Source organism: Flavobacterium ammoniigenes (assembly GCF_020886055.1).
Lineage (GTDB): Bacteria > Bacteroidota > Bacteroidia > Flavobacteriales > Flavobacteriaceae > Flavobacterium > Flavobacterium ammoniigenes.
The window spans coordinates 826,667-850,137 of the sequence record NZ_AP025184.1; the positions used below are offsets into that span (position 1 = coordinate 826,667).

General features: G+C 39.8%; 15 protein-coding genes and 1 tRNA gene. All 16 read left to right on the top strand.

Annotated elements, in window-relative coordinates; genetic code table 11:
- The first annotated feature begins 6 nt into the window (after positions 1–6).
- On the top strand, positions 7–1,242 hold the full coding sequence (gene odhB, locus LPC21_RS03730; protein WP_229318167.1) for a 2-oxoglutarate dehydrogenase complex dihydrolipoyllysine-residue succinyltransferase: 1,236 nt from the start codon (positions 7–9) through the stop codon (positions 1,240–1,242).
- A 104-nt stretch (positions 1,243–1,346) separates the two neighbouring features.
- Positions 1,347–2,561 (top strand): TCR/Tet family MFS transporter, encoded by a 1,215-nt coding sequence (locus LPC21_RS03735; RefSeq protein ID WP_229318168.1) that lies wholly within the window; start codon positions 1,347–1,349, stop codon positions 2,559–2,561.
- A gap of 19 nt (positions 2,562–2,580) precedes the next feature.
- Positions 2,581–3,348, top strand: a complete 768-nt coding sequence (locus tag LPC21_RS03740) for a TatD family hydrolase (protein ID WP_229318169.1) — start codon at positions 2,581–2,583, stop codon at positions 3,346–3,348.
- Between the two features lie 63 nt (positions 3,349–3,411).
- Positions 3,412–4,548, top strand: a complete 1,137-nt coding sequence (locus tag LPC21_RS03745; RefSeq protein WP_229318170.1) for a 1-acyl-sn-glycerol-3-phosphate acyltransferase — start codon at positions 3,412–3,414, stop codon at positions 4,546–4,548.
- Positions 4,538–5,566, top strand: a complete 1,029-nt coding sequence (locus tag LPC21_RS03750; protein WP_229318171.1) for an asparaginase — start codon at positions 4,538–4,540, stop codon at positions 5,564–5,566. Before LPC21_RS03745 ends, LPC21_RS03750 begins: the two co-directional genes overlap by 11 nt.
- 53 nt (positions 5,567–5,619) lie before the next feature.
- Positions 5,620–5,706, top strand: a tRNA-Ser gene (locus LPC21_RS03755).
- A 259-nt stretch (positions 5,707–5,965) separates the two neighbouring features.
- A complete protein-coding gene (locus LPC21_RS03760; protein WP_229318172.1) occupies positions 5,966–6,442 on the top strand; it encodes a T9SS type A sorting domain-containing protein in 477 nt (158 codons plus the stop codon).
- 11 nt (positions 6,443–6,453) lie between these two features.
- Positions 6,454–7,080 carry a hypothetical protein gene (locus LPC21_RS03765; protein ID WP_229318173.1) on the top strand — a complete coding sequence of 209 codons (627 nt, stop codon included), beginning with the start codon at positions 6,454–6,456 and terminating at the stop codon, positions 7,078–7,080.
- A gap of 6 nt (positions 7,081–7,086) precedes the next feature.
- Positions 7,087–15,882 carry a beta strand repeat-containing protein gene (locus LPC21_RS03770; RefSeq protein WP_229318174.1) on the top strand — a complete coding sequence of 2,932 codons (8,796 nt, stop codon included), beginning with the start codon at positions 7,087–7,089 and terminating at the stop codon, positions 15,880–15,882.
- A 17-nt stretch (positions 15,883–15,899) separates the two neighbouring features.
- Complete coding sequence (locus LPC21_RS03775) at positions 15,900–16,544, top strand: hypothetical protein (protein ID WP_229318175.1); 645 nt, start codon at positions 15,900–15,902, stop codon at positions 16,542–16,544.
- Between the two features lie 7 nt (positions 16,545–16,551).
- Positions 16,552–18,015, top strand: a complete 1,464-nt coding sequence (locus LPC21_RS03780) for a PA14 domain-containing protein (protein WP_229318176.1) — start codon at positions 16,552–16,554, stop codon at positions 18,013–18,015.
- 1 nt (position 18,016) lies between these two features.
- Positions 18,017–18,667, top strand: a complete 651-nt coding sequence (locus LPC21_RS03785) for a hypothetical protein (RefSeq protein WP_229318177.1) — start codon at positions 18,017–18,019, stop codon at positions 18,665–18,667.
- A gap of 3 nt (positions 18,668–18,670) precedes the next feature.
- Positions 18,671–20,020, top strand: coding sequence for a LamG-like jellyroll fold domain-containing protein (locus tag LPC21_RS03790; protein ID WP_229318178.1), 1,350 nt, complete (start codon positions 18,671–18,673; stop codon positions 20,018–20,020).
- The gene (locus tag LPC21_RS03795) at positions 20,010–20,969 is read left to right on the top strand and encodes a tail fiber domain-containing protein (protein WP_229318179.1); all 960 of its coding nucleotides are present in this window, start codon (positions 20,010–20,012) and stop codon (positions 20,967–20,969) included. Before LPC21_RS03790 ends, LPC21_RS03795 begins: the two co-directional genes overlap by 11 nt.
- Positions 20,970–20,971: 2 nt before the next feature.
- Positions 20,972–22,558, top strand: a complete 1,587-nt coding sequence (locus LPC21_RS03800; protein WP_229318180.1) for a discoidin domain-containing protein — start codon at positions 20,972–20,974, stop codon at positions 22,556–22,558.
- Between the two features lie 3 nt (positions 22,559–22,561).
- Entirely contained in the window at positions 22,562–23,470 is a 909-nt protein-coding gene (locus LPC21_RS03805) for a fibrinogen-like YCDxxxxGGGW domain-containing protein (protein WP_229318181.1), read from the top strand.
- The last annotated feature ends 1 nt before the right edge of the window (position 23,471 follow it).

Genomic DNA, 23,471 nt, shown 5'->3' on the forward strand with positions numbered 1-23,471 from the left:
CAAACGATGATTTTAGAAATGAAAGTCCCTTCACCGGGGGAATCAATCAAAGAAGTAGAAATTGCCACTTGGTTAGTAAAAGATGGCGATTATGTAGAAAAAGACCAAGCAATTGCTGAAGTAGATTCAGACAAAGCCACCTTAGAATTACCAGCAGAAGCAAGCGGTGTAATTACACTTAAAGCTGAAGAGGGTGATGCCGTAGCGGTAGGTGCCGTAGTTTGTTTGATTGATACTGCTGCAGCAAAACCATCTGGCTCAGCTCCGGCTCCAGTAGCAGAAGCGCCAAAAGTAGAAGAGAAAAAAGTAGAAGAGAAAAAAGTTGAAGCGCCAAAAGCGGCTCCAGCACCAGTAGCAACTTATGCAGCGCAAGCACCTTCGCCAGCGGCAAGAAAAATATTAGACGAAAAAAACATCCAGCCTTCTGACATCGTTGGAACAGGTAAAGATGGTCGTATTACTAAAGAAGATGCTGTAAATGCAGTACCTTCTATGGGAACTCCAACAGGAGGAAGTCGTGGTACTGAACGAATTAAATTGTCGATGTTGCGTCGTAAAGTAGCAGAACGTTTAGTAGCAGCTAAAAACGATACAGCTATGTTGACTACTTTCAACGAAGTGAACATGACTCCAATTAACAACTTGCGTAACGAATACAAAGATGCGTTCAAAGCTAAACACGCAGGTGTTGGTTTAGGCTATATGTCTTTCTTTACAAAAGCAGTGACAAGAGCCTTGCAATTGTATCCTGATGTTAACTCTATGATGGATGGAGATTACAAAGTAGCTTACGATTTTTGTGATATTTCAATCGCGGTTTCTGGTCCAAAAGGATTAATGGTGCCCGTAGTTCGTAATGCTGAAAACTTGACTTTCCGTGGAGTAGAAGCTGAAATCAAACGTTTGGCTATCAAAGCGCGTGACGGACAAATTACAGTTGACGATATGACCGGAGGAACATTTACTATTACAAATGGAGGTGTTTTTGGAAGTATGTTGTCTACACCAATTATCAACCCACCACAATCAGGAATTTTAGGAATGCACAACATTATTGAGCGTCCAATTGCAGTTAATGGGAAAGTAGAAATTCACCCAATGATGTATGTGGCTCTTTCGTATGACCACAGAATTATCGACGGTCGTGAGTCTGTTGGATTCTTGGTAGCGGTTAAAGAAGCCCTTGAAAATCCAGTTGAATTGCTTTGCGATAACAATCCTAAAAAAGCATTCGAATTGTAGAATTGTCATTCTGAACTTGTTTCAGAATCTAACATATTAAATCCCAAACTCCACCAAGAGTTTGGGATTTTTTTGTTTATTTGCTTTTCCTAAAAAGTACCATTATGTCATCCAATAAAAAGTCGGCCGCTATCGGATTTATTTTCATTACCATGTTAATTGATATTACGGGTTGGGGAATTATTATTCCGGTGATCCCAAAATTGATTAAAGAATTAATTCATGGCGACATCAGCGAAGCTGCTAAATATGGCGGATGGTTGACCTTTGCGTATGCCATCACTCAATTTTTATTTGCTCCCTTAGTGGGGAATTTAAGTGATAAATTTGGCAGAAGACCCATTATCTTAATATCGCTTTTTGCTTTTTCTATGGATTATTTGTTGTTGGCTTTTGCGCCAACGATTCAATGGTTGTTTGTTGGGCGAATTATTGCCGGATTAACGGGAGCGAGTATCACTACAGCAACCGCTTATATTGCCGATGTGAGTACGCCCGAAAGCAGAGCCAAAAACTTTGGAATGATTGGAGCAGCATTCGGATTAGGATTTATCATCGGACCAGTTATTGGAGGTTTATTAGGCCAATACGGCGCTAGAGTTCCATTCTATGCGGCAGCTATCTTGTGCTTGTTGAACTTTTTGTATGGGTATTTTATTTTACCTGAATCCTTGGCTAAAGAAAATCGTAGAGCATTTGATATCAAACGTGCCAACCCCATTGGAGCCTTATTACATTTGAAAAAATACCCTAAATTGATTGGTTTAGTAATCGCTACTTTTTTATTGTATGTAGCGTCTCACGCCGTGCATAGCAATTGGAGTTTCTTTACTATGTACCAATTCAACTGGGACGAGAAAATGGTAGGAATATCACTAGGTGTCATCGGACTTTTAGTGGGGCTAGTTCAAGGTGGATTAATTCGTTGGATCAATCCTAAGTTAGGCAACGAAAAAAGTATTTATGTGGGAATGGCCTTGTATACCATCGGTATGTTCTTATTTGCCACCGCCACTCAAAGTTGGATGATGTTTGTCTTTTTAATTCCGTATTGTTTGGGAGGAATTGCAGGCCCTGCCATGCAAGCTGTAATTTCAGAACAAGTGCCTGCGAATGAGCAAGGTGAAATTCAAGGAACAATGTCGAGTTTGATGAGTGCTTCAGCAATTATTGGACCGCCAATGATGTCTACCGTATTTTATTTTTTCACCCACAACGAAGCGCCGTTTAAATTTGCAGGTGCCCCTTTTGTCTTAGCTGGATTTTTGATGTTGTTGAGTACCATAGTGGCTTATTTGTCTTTTAAAAAGCGCCACTAATTTTTATAATTTTCGATCCATGATATTGACCGATACCCATACACATTTATGTTCTGAAGAGTTTGACCAAGACCGAACCGAGATGATCCAACGCGCCATCAGCGCAGGAGTTTCTCGATTTTTTATTCCGTCCATTGACAGTTCTGAAACGCAGAAAATGTATGATTTGGAGGCCCAATTTCCTGACAATGTGCATCTAATGATTGGCTTACATCCTTGTTATGTAAAAGAAAATTATTTAGAAGAATTAGCCCATGTGGAAACCCAATTGGCGCAACATAAATTTTATGCTATTGGCGAAATTGGAATTGATTTGTACTGGGACAAAACTACTTTGGACATTCAAAAGATTGCTTTTCAACGCCAAATCCAATGGGCCAAGCAACACGGTTTAGCGATAAATATCCATTGTCGCGATGCCTTTGACGAAGTCTTTGAAGTCCTAGAATTGGAAAAATCATCCGAATTATTTGGCATTTTTCATTGTTTTACTGGCGATTTGGATCAAGCCCAAAGAGCTATTTCGTATGGATTAAAATTAGGAATTGGCGGAGTAGCCACATTTAAAAACGGAAAAATAGATCAGTTTTTAGATCAAATCCCATTGGAACATATTGTACTCGAAACTGATTCGCCTTATTTAGCTCCAGTTCCATACCGTGGTAAGCGCAATGAAAGCAGTTATACCCTTTTGGTGGCACAAAAATTAGCCGAAATCTATCAATTGCCAGTAACTGAAATTGCACGAATTACAACCGAAAACTCCAAAGCAGTTTTCGGGATTTAATCCAGAATTGACGCTAATTTGGGTTTTTTTTTGTTCATTTGTCCTCTATAAAATTATTTTAAAATGCAAAAGTTTGACGCTATACGCCCTTTTTATGAAACTGAAGTAAATGAGGCATTACAATCTGTAATTTCCCATCCAATGATGAAGGCGTTAATGAATTTTACTTTTCCAGAAATGGAAGATGAGGTTTGGAAAGCACAATTGAAAAAAACTCATTCCATTCGTGATTTTCAATGTAATTTTATTTACCATACCGTTCAAAGAATTTTAGAAAACAGCTCCGATGGCTTGACCACTTCGGGCTTTGAACATCTGGAAAAAAACAATTCGTATTTGTTTATTTCCAATCATCGAGATATTCTATTAGACACCACTTTATTGAATGCCGCTTTATTTCAAAACGGCCATTTGATGACGGCTTCGGCAATTGGCGATAATTTGGTTCAAAAATCATTCATCAAAACCTTGGCGCAACTGAATCGTAATTTCTTAGTATTGAGAGGTTTGTCGCCAAGAGAAATGTTGCAAAGCTCCAAATTATTATCTGAATATATGGGGCAGTTGTTGTTACACGAAAACCGTTCGGTTTGGATTGCACAACGCGAAGGACGAACCAAAGATGGTAACGACGAAACCAATCCTGGTGTGTTAAAAATGATTGGCATGGCCTCTGATGAAGCCGATGTAATGCAGTACTTTAAAAAGCTGAAAATCGTTCCGGTTTCGATATCATACGAGTACGACCCAACCGATGTTTTGAAAATGCCACAGCTATTAGCAGAGGCGAATAACGAAGTGTATGTTAAATCCAAAAATGAAGATTTGAATACGATTTTGAGTGGCGTGATGGGACAAAAGAAACGCATTCATTTGCACATTGGAAAAGTATTGGACACTGAAATTGACCAAATCGTTGCTGAAAATGATTCGTCAAACAAACAAATTCAAGCTTTGGCACAAAAAATCGACGATGCCGTTTTAAGCAACTACAAACTATGGCCGACCAACTTTATCGCCTACGATATTGTGCATAAGTCGTCGACCTATTCGCACCTGTACACCGAATCAGAAAAATCACTTTTTGAGCGCCGATTGGAGATGCGAATTGGTTTAGACAATCCAATTGCATTGGAAGGATTTTTGGCTATGTATGCCAATCCGGTAGTTAATAAATTAAAATACAACCATGCTTTCTAAAGCAAAAATATTGCTGATTTATACCGGTGGAACTATCGGTATGAAGAAAGATTTTGCAACGGGTGCGTTGAAGGCTTTCAATTTTAGTAAGTTGTTGCAACGCATTCCAGAACTAAAATTATTGGATTGCGAAATCGAAACCATTTCGTTTGAAAATCCGATCGATTCTTCTAATATGAATCCGGAGAAGTGGGTCAAATTAGCCACTATCATCGAGGACAATTATACTGCTTTTGATGGCTTTGTGGTGCTTCATGGTTCCGATACGATGTCGTATACCGCTTCGGCTTTGAGTTTTATGATGGAACATTTGGCCAAGCCAATTATATTCACAGGTTCGCAATTGCCTATTGGAGATTTGCGTACCGATGCCAAAGAAAATTTAATCACGGCAATCCAAATTGCATCGTTGCGAGAGAATGGACAAGCGGTGGTTCAAGAAGTGGGTTTGTACTTTGAATACAAATTGTATCGCGCGAATCGCACCACTAAAATCAATGCCGAACATTTCAAAGCGTTTACCTCGCCCAATTATCCTTTTTTGATCGAATCGGGAGTGCATCTGAAAATCAATTCGGAGGCATTGCTTCCTGTTTCCGGAAAGGAGTTGCGTGTGCATAAAAATTTAGATACCAATGTGATTATCCTGAAATTATTCCCAGGTATTAGCGAACAATTAATGGATGCCGTTGTAACTATTCCGAATTTGAAAGGGATAGTTTTAGAAACCTACGGAGCTGGCAATGCGCCTACTGACGATTGGTTTTTGGCTGTTTTGCAAAAAGCCATTCAAAACGGAATTCATATTATCAATGTAACCCAATGTTCAGGTGGAAGTGTCCGAATGGGTCAATATGAAACCAGTACTGCTTTGCGCGAAATAGGAGTGATTTCTGGTAACGATATTACGACTGAAGCTGCTATCACAAAGTTGATGTATCTGTTAGGCCAAAATGAATTGGTGTCCAATTTTAAAGAGGTATTTGAAACTTCGTTACGAGGTGAAATCCAAGAATAATTCTTTTTCATTTTTCTAAGTCAGTTTTTTTTAAGTTATTTGCAACCCCAATTAGAGAGGTGTCCGAGTGGTTGAAGGAGCAAGCCTGGAAAGTTTGTATATGGGTAACTGTATCGTGGGTTCGAATCCCATCCTCTCTGCTAATTTAAATCCCCAAGAAATACAGTTTTGTAATTCTTGGGGATTTTTCAGTATTTGTAAGATATTTTGTCAAAATCCATTTGAATTTTGAATTTTAAAATTAAAAAGTGTCTATTTTTTAATTTTATTGGACAATTTTGTTGTATTTTATAAATGAAAATAGGGGAATAATATTATTTTTGTAGGTTAACACATATAGGTATTAAAAATTAAGTGGTTTACAGCCTCTTTTTTTTGTAAAAAATAAAGTGATTAATAATGAAAGTAGTTGTCTTGTTTTTCTTTTGTAGCTTGATGTATGGGCAAAAACTGCACCATCATATGCTTTCTGCTCATGGAGGTGTTGCTACAACATCAACGGGTATAAAGGTGACTCACACGATTGCTCAACAAGGTGTTATTGGTATCTCTACAACAAAAAAAGTAATTTTAGGTCAGGGATTTCAACAAAGTAAAATTTCCAATGTTCAGCCCATTACTAATGATGCAATAACCACTTTGGTGTACCCAAATCCAGTGGTAGATGTTGTGAACTTTACATTTTCGGCGCCTGTAACTGGTAAAATTGCTGTTTCTATTTTTGATATTCATGGGCGTTTGATATTGTTTCAAGAAAAAGAAGCAATTGATACTATACTTTCGATAACTAATTTATTAATAGCTTCAGGAGAGTATGTTGTTAAACTCGACGGAAATCGCTATTCTTTCACCACCACCATTTTAAAATCAAAATAATCAAAATATAAATGAAAAAAATTATACCCCACATCCTTTTTTTCCTTCTTACCATCACCGCTTACTCCCAAGGAGTATTCTTCAATCTTGGAAAAAACTTTAGCACATTTCATTACAAAAACAAATCGGCTTATGCGGATAAATTAGGTATTAAAGGCTTTGGAGATGCCTATGAAATTGGGTATACCGATGTTTTGAAATACAAAAATTTTAAAGATTTAAAGTATTCAGGAAGTGTAACCATCAACGATTTCAATGCTATTGCGGCCTCAAATGTGAACAAATTAGAATGGAAAACCACTTACTTGGGTGTACAGAGTTCTGTAGACTATCAATTTTACGATTCGTTTTATTTTTTCTTAAGTGCTAAAGCAGGATTAAACCTTTCAACTCTACTGAGAGGTCATCAACAAGTAGATAATTCAGCAGTTAATTTAGTGGGTGTAAATGAATTTTCAGGCATCATTATTCAACCAGTTCTTGGGGTGTATGCCAAATACTATTTAACCAAAAACGGCTATTTAAGCGCTGGCTTAAACCTAAGCAAAAGCCTAAAACTAGGCAACAATTCCGATCATGTTTCTATTAATACAACCCAAATCCTTTTCGGAGGTTATTTTGATTTAATAAAAAGATAATTCCCCATGAAAAAATTATTTTACATCCTTCTTTTATTAGGTTCAACTTATGTTTTTGCTCAAAACAAAGGCATGACGTATCAAGCAGTAATCTATGCGCCCGGAGGGCAAAATGTTCCTGGTGTCAACGTGGCCAATGTCCCTATGACGAACCGCACTATTTGTTTGCAATTTAGTTTGTTAGATGCTAGTTCTGGTTTAGAATACCAAGAGGTAGTTAAAACAAAAACAGACGAATTTGGTATGGTGAATATCACTATTGGTAGTGGTACTCAAACCGGTGGTTATGCTACTTCATTTGGTGCAGTTGTATGGAGTGCTTCAGCTGATAAATCGATGAAAGTAGCACTTGATGCCACAGGATTGTGTAACCAATACGAGGAATTATCAGTAGAAAAATTGGATGCTGTTCCTTTTGCCAATGCTGCAATTACTGCCGGAAATGTAACTGGAGTTGTCGCTTTGACTAATGGAGGAACGGGTGCAACTACCGCTGCTGGAGCCAGAACCAATCTAGGAATTGGCAATGTAGACAATACTTCAGATTTGAATAAACCAATGTCAACGGCTACCAAAACTTATGTTGATAGTCAATTAACAAATAGTACGATAGTGGATGCAGACGCAAACACTAAAGGGAAAGTACAACTAGCAGGTGATTTAGCAGGAACTGCTGCAGCACCTACTGTACCTGGTTTAGCTTTAAAAGAAAATGCAACCAACAAATCGACTACGACGACTTTAGGGACAAGCAACGTTTTATTCCCAACGCAAAATGCGGTAAAAACCTATGTGGATACCGCTATTGCGGGAGCTACTATTGTTGATGCCGATGCCAATACTAAAGGGAAAATTCAGTTAGCAGGTGATTTAGCAGGAACTGCTGCAGCACCTACTGTACCTGGATTAGCATTAAAAGAAAATGCAGCCAACAAATCGACTACGACGACTTTAGGGACAAGCAACGTTTTATTCCCAACACAAAATGCGGTTAAAACCTATGTGGATACCGCTATAGCGGGAGCTACTATTGTAGATGCTGACGCCAATACTAAAGGAAAAATCCGATTGGCAGGGGATTTAAGCGGTACTGCCGCAGCACCAACGGTACCCGGATTAGCTTTAAAATTAGATGCTAGTTTGGCAGGTGTTCCTAACGGGATTGCGACCTTAAATTCAGCGGGTATTATTCCTGCAAACCAGTTGCCACCAATCAGTGTGGCTTCTACCAATGTGGTGGGTAGTCAAGCTGCAATGTTGGCTTTGAGCAATGCTACAGTAGGAAGTATCGCTGTAAGAACAGACGTGAATAAAAACTTTATACTATCTACAGCTGGACCCTCTGTTTTGGCTAACTGGATTGAATTGTTAACCCCTGGAGCACCAGTACAATCAGTAAATGGTTTGACGGGAGCTATTCAACTTTCAAAGGCTGATATCAATTTAGCCAATGTAGACAATACTTCGGATGCCGCTAAACCGGTTTCGACGGCAACTCAAAATGCGTTGAATTTAAAATTAAATACCAACCAAGTGGGTGTTCCCAATGGAACAGCGAGTTTGAATGCTTTGGGTAAAATACCTACGGAACAAATTCCGGCCATTTCATTTTCAAGTGTAAAAGTATTGGCTAGCCAAGCGGAAATGTTAGCTCAGACCAATGCTTTGATTGGTAGTGTGGTGATTAGAACAGACGTAAATAAAAACTATGTTTTAGCACAATCAGATCCTACAATTTTAGCCAATTGGGTTGAATTGTTAACGCCTGCTCCACCCGTACAATCGGTTAATGGATATGTAGGAAATTTGTCTTTAACAAAAGCAGATTTAGGGTTGGGAAATGTGGATAACACAGGCGATATCAACAAACCCGTTTCAACACCGACACAAAACGCTTTGGATTTGAAAGCAAATTTAGCTTCGCCAAGCTTTACCGGAACCGTATCTGGAATTACCAAATCGATGGTAGGTTTAGCGAATGTGGACAATACAACCGATCTAAACAAACCTGTATCAACGGCTACACAAACAGCATTGGATTTGAAAGCCAATACAGTAGATCTTACTGCTGAAACGACAAGAGCGACAGCTGCAGAAGCTACTTTAACTACAAACGTAGCTACTAATGCAACGGCTATTGCGGCAGAAACGACTAGAGCTACGGCTGCAGAAGCTACTTTAACTACAAACGTGGCTACTAATGCTACGGCTATTGCGGCAGAAACGACAAGAGCTACAGCTGCAGAGGCTACTTTAACTACAAACGTGGCTACCAATACCACTGCTATTGCAGCAGAAACTACAAGAGCAACGGCTGCTGAAGCTACTTTAACTACAAACGTGGCTACTAATGCTACGGCTATTGCTGCTGAAACTACAAGAGCTACGGCTGCTGAAACTACATTGACAACTAATTTAGCTGCCGAAGTAACTAGAGCAACGGCTGCCGAAGCATTGAAAGCAAATGCTACAGATGTTACTACTTCTTTAGCATTAAAAGCCAATTTAGCTTCACCAACTTTCACAGGTACCCCAACAGCTCCTACGCCAGCAACGGCCGATAATTCGACTACTATTGCTACTACAGAATATGTTAAGAATTCGATAGTCGCTGCAAACGCAGGTTTGAGTACTATTGGTAATATTTCAGCTACCTCTAATGCAAAAGGTGCCGTAATTAATGGAACTACAGAATTAGTATTAACACCAGCTGATGCCACTAATGGTGGGGTGGTAACTACAGGAGCTCAGACTTTTGCTGGAGCAAAGACATTTAATAGTGATATTAAAGTGAATGATATAACAGTAGGAGGAGGATCACAAACTTATGGGAATACTGCTCTTGGATATCTTACATTGGCTAGTAATCAACCAGCTTCTTATAACGCAGGATCGTGGAATACAGCCATTGGTCATTCTGCTATGTACAGAAATACAAATGGAAATTATAACACAGCAATTGGTAAATCAGCTCTTACTAATAATACGACAGGTAAATACAACACAGCAATTGGATACTATGCAGGATCAAGTTTGTATACAGTAAGTTCTACATTTCCTACTGATAATACATTAATCGGAACTGCTTCTGGTATGGGAATAACTACAGGAAGTTTCAATACTATTATCGGTTCTCAAACCTACAATGTAGTAAGCGGTTATCCAGTAGGTATAGGTATTACTACAGGAAGTAACAATACTATAATTGGATCAAAGATTTTAGGTTTGTCTCCCACATTATCCAATAATGTAATTTTAGCTGACGGTAGTGGAAATATTCGCGCGCAACATGATGGAACCAATGGATGGACTCTGGGAACAATATCTTCAGGTACTTGGAACGGTACCGAAATTGCCATCACCAAAGGAGGTACTGGAGCTACTACTGCAGCCGATGCAAGAACCAATTTAGGATTGGGGAATGTAGATAATACTACTGATGCCAATAAACCAGTCTCAACAGCCACTCAAACCGCTTTGGATTTGAAAGAGAATGCTGCTAATAAAACGCTAAGCGTTAGTACAGATGGAGCCTCCGATGTAAAATTCCCTTCTGCGAAAGCTGTAAAAACCTATGTAGATACCGCTGTTTCAAGTTCATCTACTACTGCGGTTCCTTATACAGGCGCTACAGGTGCAGTGAATTTAGGCGCTTATGATTTGACGGTGAATGGATTGACTGTGGGTAAAGGTGGTGGATCAGATACAAGTAATACTGCCTTGGGAAATCAAGCTTTGTCTAACAATGTGATTGGTGTAGGCGCAGCGCACTATGGAACAAACAATACAGCTTTAGGTTATCAAAGTATGTTATCGAATACCAATGGATTTAGTAATTCAAGTTTTGGTAATAGTGCATTGAAGGCTAATACTACAGGTGCTTGGAATACTGCAATTGGATCTGGTGCTCTGAAGTTAATTACTAATGGCTTTTCTAATACCTCTATTGGTATGGGGTCTCTAGATTTTTTAACTTCAGGTTCAGATAATATTGCAATTGGTTCATCCGCAGGTAGAAGTTTTGTAGGAGGAAACTTAACAATATCTAATCAAAGTATTTATATTGGAGGTGGATCTAAATCAAACGCAAATTCAAGTAGCAATGAAGTTGTAATTGGATACAACACATCAGGTAACGGGAATAATACCGTAACCATAGGAAACACTTCGGTGACAGATAATTATTTTAAAGGAAATATTAATCTTACTGGAAATGTAAATGGAGGTACCTGGAACGGTACCGAAATTGCTATTGCGAAAGGCGGTACTGGTGCTACAACAGCGGCTGCGGCCTTAACTAATTTAGGAGCAGAACCTACTGCGAATAAAAGTACGGCCACTGATTTAGGAAATAGTGCACCAAGCGATGTATTATTTCCATCTCAAAAAGCAGTGAAGGCATATGTAGATGCACAAACCGCTGCGGCAGGGGTATCGGATGGTTCGATTACTTCGGCTAAAATTGCAGACGGAACCATTGTAAATGCAGATGTATCTACAACTGCAGCTATTGCCTATTCGAAATTAAATTTGGCTAGCTCAATTGTAGTTGGCGATTTAGCAGCCGATGCAGTAGAAACTGTAAAAATTAAAGATGCTAATGTAACAGCAGCAAAACTAGCAGCCGATGCTGTGGAAACTGCTAAAATCAAAAATTTAAATGTTACTACTGATAAATTAGCGGCTGATGCAGTGACTTCTGCCAAAATTACTGACGGCACCATAGTAGTTGGTGATTTAGCAGATAACGCTGTGGAAACTGCAAAAATAAAAGCAGCCGCAGTAACTAATGCCAAATTAGACAAAGCCAACATTCCATTAAGTGGTTTTGGAGCTGCTGCAGCTGACGTAGCTTTAGGAGCCAATAAATTGACTGGAGTAGCTGATCCTACTTTAGCGCAAGATGCAGCTACTAAAAATTATGTGGATACAGCAACAGCAGGAATTACCACTTTAGCTGATGGAAAAATTTATTTAGGAAATGCGTCAAACGTAGCTACCGAAGTAACACCATCAGGTGATGTAACGATGACAAATGCCGGAGTTACTGCTATTGGAACAGGGAAAGTTGTTGTGGGAATGCTTGCAACTGATGCAGTAGAAACTCTAAAAATAAAAGATGCAAATGTAACTGCAGCAAAACTAGCTACCGATGCAGTAGAAACTGTAAAAATTAAAGATGCTAATGTAACAGCAGCAAAACTAGCAGCCGATGCTGTGGAAACTGCTAAAGTAAAAGACGCTAATATTACGTATGCTAAAATTCAAAATGTAAGTGCTACCGATAAAGTATTAGGACGTGTAACAGCTGGTGCTGGAGTTGTGGAAGAGATTGCAACTACCGGATCGGGGAATGTAGTAAGAGCTACTTCTCCAACTTTAGTTACGCCAACATTAGGAGCTGCCACTGCAACTACCATAAATAAAGTTACAATTACACAACCTACTGCAAGTGCTACCTTAACTATTGCCGATGGCAAAACACTAACTGCAAATAACTCCATTGTTTTAGCGGGTACCGATGACAAAACTATGACCTTTCCAACAACCGATGCAACCATTGCTAGAACCGATGCAGCACAAACGTTTACGGGAACACAAACCTTTAGCTCCGATATGGTAGTCAACAGTGTCAATATTGGACGTGGAAAAGGAGCAATTGCCACTAACACTGCAGTAGGAACCGATGCCATTAGCGCGACTGCTACCGGTACCGAAAATGCAGCATTGGGTTATAATGCCTTAAAAGTAGTTACTTCGGGTTCTAGAAATGCGGTTGTAGGATCTCAAGCGGCTAAAGCTTTAATTACAGGTATTGATAATATCGCTTTAGGATATCGAGCTTTATCTACAGCAACAAGTTCGGAGTCAAATACTGCTATTGGAAGTGATGCCCTTAAAGTACTGGGTGATTCTACAAATGATCGAAATACTGCAGTAGGAACGGGATCATTTTCTAATTTGACAACGGGACAATACAATGTGGCGGTAGGTCAAGGAACTTTTCTCAACGCAACTTCGGGTTCAAACAATGTCGGGGTTGGAAAATATGCCGGTTTTAGAGATACTAACGATGCAGGAGTAACTTCTTCCAATAAAAGTGTTTTTATTGGTGCTGAAACCAAACCGTTAAACTCCACATCAACCAATGAAATTGTAATTGGATACGATGCAAGAGGACTTGGAAACAATTCAACTGTACTAGGAAATTCATTAATCACTCAAGCCAAAGTATTTGGAGCTTTAGATCTCCCGGATGCGACTACTTCAACCTCAACAACAACTGGAGCGCTAAAAGTAGGAGGTGGAGTTGGTATTGTAGAGAATCTTAACGTGGGGGGCAATGCTAAAATTACCGGAACCTTAACAGTTACTAATGGAGCAGGAGCAGGAAAAGTATTGACCTCAGATGCCAATGGATTGGGGACTTGGACAACACCAACAGGTGTAACTACAATGGCTGCCATAGGAAGTACACCTAATGCCAATGGTGCCACAATATCAGGAGTGAATTTGAATTTAGAACCTGCTAGCGCCAGCTACGGTGGTATAGTGACAACCGGAACGCAAACCTTTGCAGGAGCTAAAACCTTTTCTCCTGCATTGACTGCTGCCTCCGCTCTTGCGATAGGAACTAAATTTACTCCTACACTAACGGCTGCTGCAAATGCAGATATTTTAGTTGGGCTAGATATTGACCCTACCTTTACTAATGGATCGTATTCCGCTTTAACCAACTACGCTTTACGCGTACAAGGCATTGGTTTTGGACGTGGTGGCGGTGCTGTAGAAACGAATACCGCTATAGGATCGGGGACATTAATTAACAATACTACTGGAGCAAACAATACGGGATTAGGATATAGAGCATTACTATTAAATTCTACAGGAAGTGGTAATACCGCGTTTGGAACATTAGCAGGAGCTTACATTGGACCTACAAATTCATCAGCAAATAGCTCTGGAACTAATTCTACTTTTATTGGATATAATACTTCGCCATTGGCAAATGGAGATGATAATGAAGTAGTTATCGCCGGAGGTAATGCTACTACTAGAACGGTGGGACTAGGATCTAATACTACATTAATTGGTAATGCTGCCACCACCCAAACCCGTATCATGGGAGCTTTAGATCTTCCTGATGCTACTGCATCAACATCTTCTACCTCTGGAGCGTTAAAAGTAGCAGGAGGTGCCGGTATTGCTGGAGCTTTAAATGTGGGTACCACAGCAACTATTACTGGGGCAACTACAATAAGTTCAACAACTAGTTCAACTTCTACAACAACGGGAGCATTAAAAGTAGCAGGTGGTGCCGGTATTGCAGGGAATACCTATATTGGCGGAACCATAAGTATTGCAGGTGGCTCTCCAGGCGCCGGCAAAGTGTTGACCTCAGATGCTAATGGAGTGGGTTCTTGGGCTACTCCTGCGGGGGTAACAAGTATAGGAACTATAAGCGGGTCTTCAACAGCTAATGGTGCAAGTATTACTACAGGAGTATTAAATCTTGCCCCAGCTGACGGGACTAATGGAGGTGTAGTTACGACAACAACTCAAACATTTGCTGGAGCCAAAACATTTAGTTCTAATATAGTTTCTAACGGAGTAAAGCTTGGTAAAGTAGGTGGATCCAACAATGTTTTAGTGGGCAGTAATGCTATGAATACAACAACTACTACATCTGATTATAATACCGCTATTGGGGCATATACATTAACGAGTATCACTTCAGGACTGGATAACATAGCTTTAGGTTATTCATCATTGTATAACCTTACTACAGGTTCAGATAACGTTGCTATTGGTTCAGCAGCATTAAATACTCATACAAGTGGTAGTTATAATGTTGCTGTGGGTAACAACGCACTAAAATCTTCTACCACATCGACTAAAAATGTTTCTTTAGGTTATTGGTCGAGCTACAAGTTAACAACTGGAAGTGGAAATACTACGCTTGGATATTATGCGGGTTCCTATATTGGTTCTTCAGGTACAGTAGCAAATACAACTGGGTCAAATTCTACTTTTATTGGTATTAATACTTCACCATTAGCTGATGGTGATGATAATGAAGTGGTTATTGCTGGAGGTTCTACATATAGAACTGTTGGTTTGGGTAGCAATAGTACATTAATAGGTAACGCTGCCACCACCCAAACCCGTATCATGGGAGCTTTAGATCTTCCTGATGCTACTGCATCAACATCTTCAACCTCTGGAGCGTTAAAAGTAGCAGGAGGTGCCGGTATTGCAGGAGCTTTAAACGTGGGTACCACAGCAACTATTACTGGGGCAACCTCTTTGTCAAGTACCTTAGGAGTAACTGGAAATGTTGCTGTAAATACTGATAAATTTAAAATTACAGCATCAAATGGAAATACTGAAATTGCAGGTACTATAAAAATTGCAGGAGGCTCTCCAGGTTTAGGAAAAGTATTGACTTCGGATGCAAATGGGTTAGCTACTTGGTCAAACAATGGTGGTGGTGTATTGAGTAAAACGGCGACTTATACCATTTTAACAACTGACAATGCGAACGTATTGGTATTCTCTGGTTCAACAGCTTCCCAAACGATTACTCTACCAAGTGCCGTTACTGTGGGTGCTGGTCGTGAAATTACTATTAAAAACGTAGCATCTGTTTCGATAGCTATTGCTTCTGCTGGGGGGTATTTAATTTCAGATAGTACAACAACTACAGCAACTGGATTAAACATTGGTATTGAACCATCCAACAACTGGATCAAAGCGATTTCAGACGGTGCCAATTGGATTATTTTAAGAGCCTTATTCTAATCGAAAGCAAAGTCAAGATGAAAAAAGGAGTAGTAGTACTAATGTTGTGTTTGGTTTCCCTTTTGGGGGAAGCCCAAACCGGTATTGGCACAACTACGCCTAGTCCTTCGGCCAAGCTGGAAGTGGCCTCTACGAATCAGGGGTTTTTACCTCCAAGGATAGCCTTAACCGCTACCAATGCAGCAAGTCCCGTGACCTCGCCGGCCACAGGTTTGTTGGTGTTCAATACGGCTACTACTGGTACGGCTCCTACTAATGTAGCACCTGGCTATTATTATTGGAATGGAACAGCTTGGGTAGCAATTCTAAGCAATGTAACCACCAGTAGTATTTCGGGAAACGGAACTACGACTACCCTAACTAACTTTGGGGCTGAGGTCAATGCACAATCTGGAACATCCTATACTTTAGCTACAACTGATAATGGAAAAATTATCAGTTGTACCAGTAATAGTGCGGTTACGATTACCGTGCCGGCTTTAAACATTGGCTTTAACTGTTTGATCGTGCAACGAGGTACAGGTCAAGTCACTTTATCGGTTTCAGGATCGACCATAAATAACCGTTACAATTTTACCAAAACAGCCGGCCAACATGCAATCATGAGTTTAGTAAGTGTGGCATCGGGCGTTTTTGTTTCTTCGGGGGATATGTCAAATTAGAAATAGTATGAAAAAAGCAATTGCTCTTATTTTTTCTATTGTAAGCATGGGAGGTCAAGCACAAATTATGGCCGCTTACCAACCCGTACACAAACAACCTACCGTGCAATTTGATTATTGGGTGTACAGTACCCATGCGGGTAATGGAACAGCCACTCAATACCCAGTCTTACCCACCACTAGAGCCGAAATGGATAATTTATTCAACTCTGCTTATTCAAATACTACGGTATTTCAAACCGGTAAAACCAATTCGGCTAGACTATTAGATTGGTCAAGCGCTGCCGAATTAACTCCCCTTGGCATTAATTTGCCGAATAGCGGTAATTATTTTGCTATAAAAATACAAGGAACATTTATACCGCAACAATCGGGTAATTATGTTTTTACTTTAGAGGCAGATGATGCCAGCGATTTAATTATAGAGGGCAACCCAGTTATTGGAACCTATCAAGGTCAAGCTGTCCCTGCTTTAGGAACCCATACAGGAACGGTCAATTTAACAGCGGGAAAATCGTATTCTTTTCAAGTACGCATGCAACAAGGAAGCGGTGGTTATGGATTGCGATTGTTTTGGAAGTCTCCTACTCAAAATAGTGCCCCAAGCTCCTACACTAGTGTGCACCCAGCCAATACTTATTTTCAATCCTGGACACAGAATTTACAAGAAATGGTTAGCGTTCCGGTCATGGATGGAACTACCGCAGCCAAAGCAGCGCCTAGTGCCAAATACATTCAAACGGCTTTTAGCAATTATGCTGATGGGACCTATTGGATCAATTTACCCTATGTAGGACCCACACAAGTCTTTTGTTTATTGAATCCCGCCACTGACGGAGGCGGATGGATGATGGCCATGAAAGCGACTCGCGGCACTACATTTCCGTATTCTAGTTCCTATTGGACCGCAGTAAACACACTCAATCCGGGCCAAACCAATCGAAATGATGGCGACGCCAAATTTGATACCATGAATTATTTTCACGCCAAAGACATCTTGGCCTTATGGCCGGATATTGCTTGGAATTATGGTGGAAGTACCACCGGAGGAAGTCTTAGTACTAATGGGACCTACAACGTTTGGTGTTGGTTACAAAATAATTTTAATAGCGGTATTCGCATCACACCGATAAATTTTTTTAATACGGCGAGTAAATTGTTTTTTAGCGACGGCAATAGTTTTGCGGGCAGAGGCACTCCCTTTTCATCTCAAACGGATATTCGTTTTTATGGATTCAATTATACCAATGCCAGTTCAACGGCAAGTGTTCGTTGGGGATTTGGTTGGAATGAAAATGGCGGGGGCTTGTATCCCGGTGGCGAAGCTACCTCAAATGATGTTTCAGGTGGAATTGGAATGTCTGGCTTGTTTACTACTAATATCAATTATTCAGCAGGAGATCAATTGTCCTGTTGTTCCACTAATTCAGGAATCAATCGTTCAGCACGAGTAGAAATTTATATTCGATAAAATGAAAAAACTTTATATAGTAATAGTATTATTTGGCTTTGTAGGGTATGCCCAAACGGGTATTGGCACGACGACGCCAAATGCCTCGGCAAAGCTGGATGTGTTTGCTACTGATAAAGGGTTTTTAGCGCCACGAATGACGGCCACTCAACGCGCTGCTATAGCCTCGCCTGCAAATGGTTTATTGGTATTTCAAACCGATGGCGTTTCCGGCTTTTATATAAATACAGGCACTTCGAGTGCTGCTGTTTGGACCCGAATTAATATGGATTGGACGAGATCAGGAAATGATATTAGTTATACTGCTGGGAATGTCTCCATTGCTGGCAATTTGACTGGAGGTAACGCAGCAACCTCTAAATTGAGTGGTTTTGTTTCTAACATAAGTACAGAAGCCTCTAATAGGGCTATTGCGGTAACTGATAATGGAATGATTTTAAGATGTACCTCAGCCATCACGTTGAGCTTGCCATCAACGGGAATTCCGGAAGGTTTCAATTGCATGATTTTGCAGTCGGGAACGGGACAAGTTACTTTTTCTGGAACTTTTAGCAATAGAAATAGTTTTACAAAAACAGCTGGACAATATGCCATAGCGACTATATTGTATGTAGGCGGAGTGTATATTGTATCTGGAGAAATGAGTAATTAGACCATGAGTATCAAAAACACCTCTCTCTTTTTTTTGTTTTTTGTCACTACTGCTCTTGCTCAGTTGGTGCCTAATTATTATGCGACCTTAGAAAGTAATCGACCGAAAGGGAACAAGTATTTATACTATCGTTTGTATAGTACTTCATCCTCTGCTTTTCCAGCGACCGCCACAGAATTTGAAACTAGTTTTGCTACTGCAACCAATTTTAAATTAGCAGGATATGTGGCTTTAACTTCTAATACAGGTAATTTAAATACCTCATCTAGTTATGCTGCCAACCTAATCAATTTTTCAAACCAAACTGATTTAAAAAATGCCATTGGCAATCAGACCCCATATTCTGGATTTGGTGGAGATGGTTTTACTATTGTGGTATCGGGCTATTTTATTCCAAAACAAACAGGAATATATACCTTTACAATTGAAGGCGACGATGCAGTCGATTTATTTATAAACGATCAAAATGTAGCCAACCACTACGGACCTCATGGTCCTGACCCCATTGGTACTCATATTGGAACAATCTCTTTAGTTGCTGGAAAAAAGTACAGCTTTCGGGCCCGTATGCAAGAAGGTGGTGGTGGCGAAGTGATGCGGTTGTTTTGGAAAAAACCCTCTGAAGCAAGTGGTGCTGTTTGGTACCAAGACATTGAAGAATTATCGGGGGAAGAAGCCGTTCCTAATGGATTAGTGTTGTCAATAGATCCGGGAAATTGGTATACGTACCCCAAATATGGAACCGCTCTAACTGATTTAAAAGGGAATGCTACAGGTGTTTTAGGAGGAAGTACTGCTTATAATACAACCGCTCAAGGGGTGTTTTATTTTGATGGAAACGCCGATTACATTGATTTTGGGAAAACGCCTACCAATTTTCCTACTGGCGATATTAGTGTTTTTGTATGGTTAAAAGGGAATAGCATTCGAGGAGACTGGAATATATTTTTCACAAAATGGTTTGCAGATACAATTGGAACGTCTGGAGGTTCTGATTTTCATTACGATTTGTATAACAATGGAGTGAATATTTACCAGCGTATTTTTACCACAAGTAAAAGCAACATGATTGGAACCATCCCCTTAAATAATAACACATGGTACCAAGTAGGGTTTACTATTTCTTCTGGAAATTTACAAATGTATCTCAATGGGGCAACTGACGGGGCTGTAATTAGTGGCGCTGCAAGAACAAACCAAACCAATGCTAATCTTTTTTTAGGCGACCCAAGAACAAATGGTTTGGTAACTTTTAACGGATATATTGGATCTGCTCAAATTTATAATCGAGCAATAACAACTGACGAAGTATTTCAAAATTATAACGCAACAAAGACAAAATATGGATTATAAAAATAGTTTTACCCTAGTCTTATTATTGAGCGGTTTTTTTCTAACGGCTCAAACGGGTATTGGCACCACAACACCCGTGAATAAATTAGAAGTAGTAACTGCCAAAGCTGATCCTGCCACCTCTGGCACAACAGCCAATGGTAATTTCCGTTTGGGCGCCACGGTGGGGACCCACGTATTGGATTTTGGTTTAAGTAGTTCAAGTACTTTTTCTTGGTTGCAAGCCAGAGATAAAGGGGGGTATGGCACTAATTATTATTTAGCATTGAACCCTAATGGGGGTTTTGTAGGAATTGGCACCAATACACCAACCAGTTTATTAACTGTTGGAAAAGCAGATGGGACTAGTACTGCTGCTGAATTAGTGTTAAATCCATCAGCTAATCAAAATGAAGGAGGTCAAATTGTTATCAAAAAATCATTAAATGGTAGCGTTTCAGATTGGACGATTGATCAGTATGGCACCACCTCAGCGAATGCTAGGCTACGAATATTTGGCGGAACCTCTGAAACTAATGGTTTAGCAATTTTAGAAAACGGCAATGTAGGGATTGGAATTAACAACCCTTCCACAAAATTATATGTCAGTGGCGATATTACGGCCAACTCGGTTGCGGGTACTTCCGACCGTCGTTTCAAGACTAATATTCATCCTGTTGACAATGCTTTAGCCAAAGTAAAAGCCTTACAAGGAGTATATTTTAATTGGAACCAGAAAGACTTTCCAGAAAAAGACTTTGGCGCTCAAAACGAATTGGGATTGATTGCCCAAGAAGTCGAGAAAGTGGTTCCTGAAATAGTATCAAAAGACAACTCCAAAGAGGAATACCGCTCTGTAAAATATGACAAGCTGGTAGCGCTTTTAGTAGAGGCCATGAAAGAGCAACAAAAGCAAATTGAACAATTGCAAATCAAAGTAAAACAACTGTCCAAAAAAAGAAAAAAATAGGGATGAAAAAGCTTGTTATATTCTTTTTTTTTCTTGCTAATGGGACGGTGTTAGGACAGATGATCACAGCCCCAACACCACTTACTTTTGAAGCCAATGCTACCAATGTTGACCCAGGAAATTTTGTGGTGAATTGGGTGAATAATACAGAGCAAATTTTAGTAAGTGTAAGTTTGGACTACCATAGTGGAGCGAGACTTTCGTTTCCTACTACTACGGGTCTTTCCTTAAACACAGGGTATACCACTTGGTCTTCGGTAAGTAGTATTGTTTTTTTTGGCACCCGTGACAATATCAATACGGCCTTGGCAGCAATGACTCTTTCTATGGGTAGTATTAAAACTGCCGTTCGAATTAACATTGAAGTCTCTAATTATGATGCCAATTATAAATACAATCCGATAAACAAACATTTCTATAAATATGTTTCCAGTTCTGCTATCACTTATCCGAATGCAAAGTCAGGTGCAGCTGCACAGGGCTCATTTAAAGGAAAAACACCTTATTTAGTCACGATAACCTCTCAATCAGAACAAGATTTTATTAACACCAATATTACAGGTAGTAATATTTGGATTGCGCTTTCTGATGCGGGAACGACTATCGATGGTACCTGGAAAATAGATGCAGGACCTGAATTAGGAACTACAATTAAAACACAAAATGGCCCAACTGCAGGAAATATTGCAGGCCAATACAACAATTGGTGCGATGGAGAACCTAATGGTGCCAATCACAGTGAGGATTATGCTGTTGCTAAATGGAATGGCAATACGTGTTGGAATGATTTATCTGCAACGAATTCGGGAGGTGTTAGTGGTTACATCGTTGAAATCAGTGCGGATTTCCCCGCTGGATCGGATTATACAGGAGTGTATTCAAGTTATATTGTTCATAATAACGATATGGCGTTTACATTAAGTTCGGGAAATACGCTATCAACAGCAATAGTTTCCAATAAGTCCAATGCGTTTGGCGGTCTACAAATCAATGACGGTCATACTTATACCGTCAACAGCGCTACTACTTTAAACACGAATAAATTAGTCTTGTCTGGAACAGGAAAAATAGTTTTCACAGATGCCACCAGTAAATGGACTCCAGGGACCTCTAATAGTACTAGTACCGTGGTGCACAGTCCGACAACAAATTCAGAACCTATCTCCTGGCAAGTGCTTTCAACCTCTGTTTGGTCTGGAGATTCATTTTATGCAAATGCTCCAAGTCCATCTTCAACAAATGGTTACCACCTAACTCCCTGGATTGATTCACCGCAGGGTTGGTCTGTGGGTGCCAATGATTCGGGACAATTTATTATATTAAATTATCCCACCCCCGTTTATATCGCAGGAATTGTCACTCAAGGTAGGCAAAATAGTCCTCAATGGGTCACTAAAGCACATATTGATGTCAGCATGAATAATTCAGACTGGACGCGTATTTATACAGATCGAGCCTTGAATTCTGACCAAAACACCAAAGTGTATACCTATTTTCCAGAGGTACAATATGCTAAATATGTGCGCGTAACACCCACAGAAAGGTATGGGCACATGACCATGCGCCTAGGTCTATTACTTAAACAATAATCGATGAGAATTAAATGGCGTTATTGTAGTATTTATTTGTTGTGTTTTGGTATTAGCATTGCGCAAACCAACTCCACCACTTCAGGAGATTTTAATTTGGCTTCCACCTGGGCAACCCCTATACAGGTAGCTAATGGGATCACTATACAAAATGGACATACGATTACCGTTCCAAATGGAAGTACTTTTTATAGTGGAAAAATAAATTTTTCAGAAACAGGAAAATTACAATTATCAGGTACCGGCAAATGGAAACCAGGCCCCGCCCTGAATAGCTTAAAATCGTGTAAAGAAATATTGGATTATTACCCAATGACACCTTCAGGTCAATATACTATAGATCCAGATGGAGCTGGGTCGGCAGCAAGTACCACTTGTTATTGCGATATGACCACCGATGGCGGCGGATGGACATTGGTATTGAATTATTTACATAAAGGAGGAACAGATCCTTTATTAAAAACATTTGCTGCTGCATTGCCTGTTTTAGGATCTACTGCTTTAGGTACAGATGAATCTGGCTCTACAACAACCTGGGGGCATGTATCCAATACGTATTTAAGTAAGTTTACGTTTTCTGAATTACGAATTTATGGTGCAACCAATGCACACACAAGAATTATTAATTTTAAAACTTCGCATAGTGGCACGATTTCCTACTTTAAAACAGGTGTCGGGAGTATGAGTGGCATTGCATCAAATTATACTGCCTTGACAGGTCATAATGCAGTACTCCCGGGAAGTACAGCAAATTATTTCACAAACGAATACGATCTCGCCATGACCAACTTTCCATTTTGGGTAAGTGGAGCATATCATTGGGGTATCAAAGGGCATAATTACCGTTGGGAAGTAGATGATTTTAACAATAGTGCTAGTTATCATACATTACATCAAATTTGGATCAGATAGT

Excerpts from the sequence above, each read along its gene's own strand:
- LPC21_RS03780 (WP_229318176.1), top strand. The coding sequence starts at position 16,552 with ATGAAAAAAGCAATTGCTCTTATTTTTTCTATTGTAAGCATGGGAGGT.
- LPC21_RS03805 (WP_229318181.1), top strand. The coding sequence starts at position 22,562 with ATGAGAATTAAATGGCGTTATTGTAGTATTTATTTGTTGTGTTTTGGT.
- LPC21_RS03800 (WP_229318180.1), top strand. The coding sequence starts at position 20,972 with ATGAAAAAGCTTGTTATATTCTTTTTTTTTCTTGCTAATGGGACGGTG.
- LPC21_RS03770 (WP_229318174.1), top strand. The coding sequence starts at position 7,087 with ATGAAAAAATTATTTTACATCCTTCTTTTATTAGGTTCAACTTATGTT.
- odhB (WP_229318167.1), top strand. The coding sequence starts at position 7 with ATGATTTTAGAAATGAAAGTCCCTTCACCGGGGGAATCAATCAAAGAA.
- LPC21_RS03760 (WP_229318172.1), top strand. The coding sequence starts at position 5,966 with ATGAAAGTAGTTGTCTTGTTTTTCTTTTGTAGCTTGATGTATGGGCAA.
- LPC21_RS03740 (WP_229318169.1), top strand. The coding sequence starts at position 2,581 with ATGATATTGACCGATACCCATACACATTTATGTTCTGAAGAGTTTGAC.
- LPC21_RS03765 (WP_229318173.1), top strand. The coding sequence starts at position 6,454 with ATGAAAAAAATTATACCCCACATCCTTTTTTTCCTTCTTACCATCACC.
- LPC21_RS03785 (WP_229318177.1), top strand. The coding sequence starts at position 18,017 with ATGAAAAAACTTTATATAGTAATAGTATTATTTGGCTTTGTAGGGTAT.
- LPC21_RS03795 (WP_229318179.1), top strand. The coding sequence starts at position 20,010 with ATGGATTATAAAAATAGTTTTACCCTAGTCTTATTATTGAGCGGTTTT.
- LPC21_RS03745 (WP_229318170.1), top strand. The coding sequence starts at position 3,412 with ATGCAAAAGTTTGACGCTATACGCCCTTTTTATGAAACTGAAGTAAAT.
- LPC21_RS03775 (WP_229318175.1), top strand. The coding sequence starts at position 15,900 with ATGAAAAAAGGAGTAGTAGTACTAATGTTGTGTTTGGTTTCCCTTTTG.
- LPC21_RS03790 (WP_229318178.1), top strand. The coding sequence starts at position 18,671 with ATGAGTATCAAAAACACCTCTCTCTTTTTTTTGTTTTTTGTCACTACT.
- LPC21_RS03735 (WP_229318168.1), top strand. The coding sequence starts at position 1,347 with ATGTCATCCAATAAAAAGTCGGCCGCTATCGGATTTATTTTCATTACC.
- LPC21_RS03750 (WP_229318171.1), top strand. The coding sequence starts at position 4,538 with ATGCTTTCTAAAGCAAAAATATTGCTGATTTATACCGGTGGAACTATC.